The sequence below is a fragment of the Marinobacter sp. genome (genome assembly GCF_033722195.1).
In the GTDB taxonomy this organism is placed as follows: domain Bacteria; phylum Pseudomonadota; class Gammaproteobacteria; order Pseudomonadales; family Oleiphilaceae; genus Marinobacter.
In genome coordinates this window covers 1-5,225 of sequence record NZ_JAWVZL010000147.1, presented here as the reverse complement: position 1 = coordinate 5,225, position 5,225 = coordinate 1, and the positions used below count along the sequence as shown (strand labels likewise).

The 5,225-nt window shown below is 65.7% G+C and carries 3 protein-coding genes and 1 pseudogene; all 4 read right to left on the bottom strand.

Going from position 1 to position 5,225, the window contains the following annotated elements:
• Positions 1 to 163 (bottom strand): annotated as a pseudogene (locus R3280_RS15905) (hypothetical protein); the annotation flags it as partial.
• A 90-nt stretch (positions 164 to 253) separates the two neighbouring features.
• Entirely contained in the window at positions 254 to 1,600 is a 1,347-nt protein-coding gene (gene tilS, locus R3280_RS15900; RefSeq protein WP_318999591.1) for a tRNA lysidine(34) synthetase TilS, read from the bottom strand.
• Positions 1,584 to 2,537, bottom strand: coding sequence for an acetyl-CoA carboxylase carboxyl transferase subunit alpha (gene accA / locus R3280_RS15895; RefSeq protein ID WP_318999590.1), 954 nt, complete (start codon positions 2,535 to 2,537; stop codon positions 1,584 to 1,586). The genes tilS and accA overlap by 17 nt, the downstream gene beginning before the upstream one ends.
• 133 nt (positions 2,538 to 2,670) lie before the next feature.
• Positions 2,671 to 5,225: DNA polymerase III subunit alpha (gene dnaE, locus R3280_RS15890; protein WP_318999589.1), on the bottom strand; the 2,555-nt coding region annotated here is incomplete at its 5' end.

Genomic DNA, 5,225 nt, shown 5'->3' with positions numbered 1-5,225 from the left:
GGAACGGGCTCATGGTGCCGGGGTCCACGTTGATGTACGGGTCCAGCTTGAGAATGGTGACCTTAAGGCCGCGTGCTTCCAGGATCGCCGCCAGAGAAGCTGACGCGATACCTTTCCCCAGTGAAGACACAACACCGCCGGTGACGAAAATATAACGCGTCATGCAGATTCCGTTTTGATTTATCTGGTTCGGTGGAGAGGGAGATTGTCATCTCAAGATGGGACGCCAGACTAGCAGAATCGCCCCGCCTTCTCAATTAAAATCCCGCTCCCAGAGGATGCGCCAGCCGCTTGCCGGCGCCTCTCCGGCGAAGTGTGACGACCGCCAGAGATGGCCGATGGCCACCAGCTCGCCGGCCTCCCAGACCAGCGGCAGGGAGGCCCGCTGCCAGGGCGGCACCTCCTGCTCCTGCAGCCACTTCTTCAGAGACCGTGTCGGGCCGCCCGGCCGCTCCCGGAAACGCTCCCCTCCCATGCGCCGGGTCACCGTCAGACGGGGCGGATCAACCCGCTGTGGGCCGGCCGGTTCAAGCGCCAGCCTGCCGCCCTGCCAGGGCAGCGGCTCCGCCGCCGTCAGTGGCTGGCCACCGAGTAGCTCGACAGCGTCCGCCACCGGCACCAGATGCAGCGTCTGCCGGTAGCGCCGCAGGCAGTAGGCTTCGGTTCTCAGTTCCGGAGCCCGGTCCGGTGCCGCCGCAAGCAGTTCCGGCAGCCCCGTGTCCAGTTGAGCTGGGGCTGGTGGCTCATGGCCCTGGCTGGCAATCCACCAGCGCACCAGGTTCTTCTGCTCTACCGGCGGCAAGGCGGCCAGGGCATCCAGGCGGATATGCCCTGCCCCGTCCACACAGTCCCGGGCCTGGATGCGGGCCAGACTGTCTGCCAGCGCCACCTGCTCGCGGCACCGGGCCGCGGTGTGGCCGAGCCGGGCCTCAAGACCGGGCCAGCGTTGCCGTGCCCGGGGAATAATCTCGTGGCGCAGGAAATTGCGGTCAAAACGCCGGTCCTGATTGCTGGGGTCATCCACCCAGGTCAGTCCCGCCGCCTCGGCCCAGGCCCGGATCTGTGCCCGGTCAAAGCCCAGCAACGGCCGCATGAGGGTACCGCGACCGAGACGGCGTTGGGCCGGCATGCCGGCCAGGCCGGCCACGCCGGTGCCCCGCAGGAAGCGGAACAGCAGGGTCTCGGTCTGGTCATTCTGGTGGTGGGCCATCAGCAGCAGGTCGCCCTCCCCCAGCAGATCCTCGAACACCCGGTAGCGGGCCCGGCGGGCCTCGGCTTCCAGGCCGCCATCACCCGGGCCGGGAGCCACCTCCACGGCCGCCACCGTCAGGGGCACAGCCAGGGCTTCGCACTGACTGCGGCAGGCCGCTTCGCAGGCCGAGGCGTTGGCCTGGAGCTGGTGATTGACGTGAACGGCTCGGAGCCGGCCCCGCTGGCTGTCCGGCAGACTGTGGCAGAGCGCGTTCAGAAGCAGAGTGGAGTCCAGCCCGCCGCTGTAGGCCACCCAGAGGCGAGGGCTGTCGGGAAGGCCGGACAGCGCCTGTACCAGTTCCGCTGGCCAGGCGACATCCGGCGGGCGGCTGTTACCGCCCGGTGTCATAACGGGTCAGGCGCTCATAGCGCCGAGCCACCAATTCATCCTGGGAAAGACGTTTGAGGTCCGCCAGACCGGTCAGAAGCTGCTTGCGCAGGGTCTGGGCCATGGCTTCGGGGTTGCGGTGGGCACCGCCCAGGGGTTCGGAGATGATCTTGTCGGTCAGCCCCAGGGACTTGAGCCGGCTGGCGGTCACGCCCATGGCCTCGGCGGCGTCAGCGGCGTAGTCGGCGCTCTTCCAGAGAATCGAGGCACAGCCTTCCGGTGAAATCACCGAGTAGGTGGCGTACTGCAGCATGTACAGATGGTCGCAGACACCGATGGCCAGGGCACCGCCGGAGCCGCCCTCGCCCACCACCGTGGAGATGATCGGGGTTTTCAGCCGCGACATCACCGCCAGGTTGAAGGCAATGGCCTCGCTCTGGCCGCGTTCCTCGGCACCGATGCCGGGGTAGGCACCCGGGGTGTCGATGAAGGTCAGGATCGGCATCCGGAAGCGCTCGGCCATCTCCATCAGCCGCAGCGCCTTGCGATAGCCCTCCGGGCGCGGCATGCCGAAGTTGCGGCGCACCTTGTCCCGGACCTCGCGGCCCTTCTGGTGGCCGATGATCATGACCGGCTGGTCGTCCAGGCGGGCGGTGCCGCCGATGATGGAGAGGTCGTCGGCGTAACGGCGGTCTCCGTGGAGCTCGTCGAAATCGTCGAACATCAGGTCGATGTAGTCCTGGGTGTAGGGCCGGCGCGGATGCCGGGCCAGCCGGGAGATATCCCAGGGCGCCAGGTCGGAGAAGATGCTCTCGGTCAGGCTCACGCTCTTGTTCTTGAGCCGGTTGATCTCGTCCGTGATGTTGATGTCGGTGTCGTTGCCCACCATGCGAAGCTCTTCGATCTTGGCTTCCAGGTCGGCAATCGGCTGTTCGAAATCAAGATAATTAGGGTTCATGATGATCCATCATTTTTTGCATTGCCGGGCGTCGGCAGGATCCCGTCAGATCCCCGCCCCCGTTGAATTTGCCCCAAAATAACAGTGCCGGGACACTGGAAAAAGCGGACCTTGGTATAAGGCAATCCTGCCCTCAATCATAGACCAGTTCCACCGCCTGGTCGCCCACCAGGTAGCGCAGCTCCATCAGCAGCTTGTCGTCGGGCTGCACACGCCAGCCCTCGCCCAGCTCGATTCGGGTGCTGGCATCGCCCCCCTGGTAGTCGATCCAGACCGGGCTGCCCTCGCAACGAAAGGGCTGCAGGGTCTGGTCGATCCGGTCCAGCAGGCCGTTCTGGAGCTGGTCCGCCCGCAGCGCCAGCTGCAGGCCGCGGCTGAAGCGCTGGCGGGCACTGGCCACGTCCATGACGTCGCTGACCCGCATTTTCATCTGGCCGGAGTAGTCGTCGTGGCTGACCTGGCCCTCCACCACGATGACCTGGTCCGACTGCAGCAGCTCGCGCTTCTCGTAGAACAGTTCCGAGAAGAGCGTGGCCTCGATGCGGGCGCTGCGGTCGTCCAGGGTGATGAAGCTGATGGTCTGGCCGGTCTTGGTCTTCATCGAGCGTTGGGCAATCACCAGACCCGCCACCCGCTGGGGGGTACGGGAGGGCTTGATGTCGCGGATCGAGGAGCGTACGAAGCGGCGCACCTCACGCTCGTACTCGTCGAAGGGGTGACCGGTGAGGTAGAGCCCCAGGGTGTCCTTTTCACCCTTCAGGCGCTCCTTGCCGGGCCACTCCCGGACCTGGGCCACATCGGCGAACAGGTCGACGCCGTCGCCGCCCTCCAGCATCTCGCCGAACATGTCCACCATGCCCACGGATTCGTTGCGGGACTGCTGGCCGGCCTGCTGGATGGCCTTGTCGATGCTGGCCATGATCTGGGCCCGGCCGGGGCCCAGCTTGTCCATGGCGCCGGAGCGCACCAGCGCCTCCAGGGCCCGCTTGTTGACCTTCTTGAGGTCGATGCGGCGGCAGAAGTCGAACAGGTCCTTGAAGGGCCCCTTGCCGTCGGCGCGACCCTCCACAATGCTCTGGATGGGGCCCTCGCCGAGGCCCTTGATGGCCCCCAGACCGTAGACGATCTCGCCGGCGTCGTTGACCGTGAAGGTGTACTCCGAAGTGCTCACATCCGGCAGCACCAGCGACAGCCCCAGGCTGCGGCACTCCTCCACCAGGGTGACCACCTTGTCGGTGTTCTGCATATCGGCGGTCAGCACCGCCGCCATGAACTCGGCGGTGTAATGGGCCTTCAGCCACAGGGTCTGGTAGGACACCAGGGCGTAAGCCGCCGAGTGGGACTTGTTGAAGCCGTAGCCGGCGAACTTTTCCACCAGGTCGAAGATGTTCTCCGCCAGGGTGTCGCTGATGTTGTTGGCCCGGCAGCCCTCGATGAAGAAAGCCTTCTGTTTGGCCATCTCCTCCGGTTTCTTCTTGCCCATGGCCCGGCGCAGCATATCGGCGTTGCCCAGGGTATAGCCCGCCATGACCTGGGCGATCTGCATCACCTGCTCCTGGTACAGGATGATGCCGTAAGTGGGCTCCAGCACCGGCTTGAGGCCTTCATACTGGTAGTCCGGGTGGGGATAGGCCACCGGCTGGCGGCCGTGCTTGCGGTCGATGAAGTCGTCCACCATGCCCGATTGCAGCGGACCGGGACGGAACAGCGCCACCAGGGCGATCATGTCCTCCAGGCAGTCCGGCTGCAGGCGGCGGATCAGGTCCTTCATGCCACGGGATTCCAGCTGGAACACCGCGGTGGTCTCGGCGCGCTTGAGCATCTCGAAGGACTTGGCGTCCACCAGCGGGATGTCGTTGATGTCCAGCGCCGGCTCGCCCCGGGCCTCACGGCGCGGGTTGATCATACCCAGCGCCCAGTCGATGATGGTCAGGGTACGCAGACCCAGGAAGTCGAACTTCACCAGCCCGGCTTCCTCGACGTCGTTCTTGTCGAACTGGGTCACAAGGCTGCCGCCCTCATCGTCGCAGTAGAGCGGCGAGAAATCGGTGATCTTGGTGGGTGCGATCACCACGCCACCGGCGTGCTTGCCGGCGTTACGGCAGACACCCTCCAGCTTCAGCGCCATCTCCCAGATTTCCTGGGCCTCCTCGTCCTGGGCCAGGAATTCCCGCAGCGGCTCCTCCTGCTCCAGGGCCTTTTCCAGGGTCATGCCCACTTCGAAGGGGATCATCTTGGAGAGCCGGTCCGCCAGGCCGTAGGACTTGCCCTGGACCCGCGCCACGTCCCGCACCACCGCCTTGGCGGCCATGGTGCCGAAGGTAATGATCTGGGACACCGCCTCGCGGCCGTACTTCTCCGCCACGTAGGCAATGACCCGGTCCCGGCCCTCCATGCAGAAGTCCACGTCGAAGTCGGGCATGGAGACCCGCTCCGGGTTGAGGAAGCGCTCGAACAGCAGGTCGTATTCCAGCGGATCCAGGTCGGTGATCTCCTGGGCGTAGGCCACCAGGGACCCGGCACCGGAACCCCGGCCCGGCCCCACCGGCACGCCGTTGTTCTTGGCCCACTTGATGAAGTCCATAACGATCAGGAAGTAACCGGGGAACCCCATCTGGGTGATGATGTCGAGCTCGAAGTTGAGGCGGGTGTAGTAGGCCTCACGCTTGGCGTCATAATCCGGGTCGT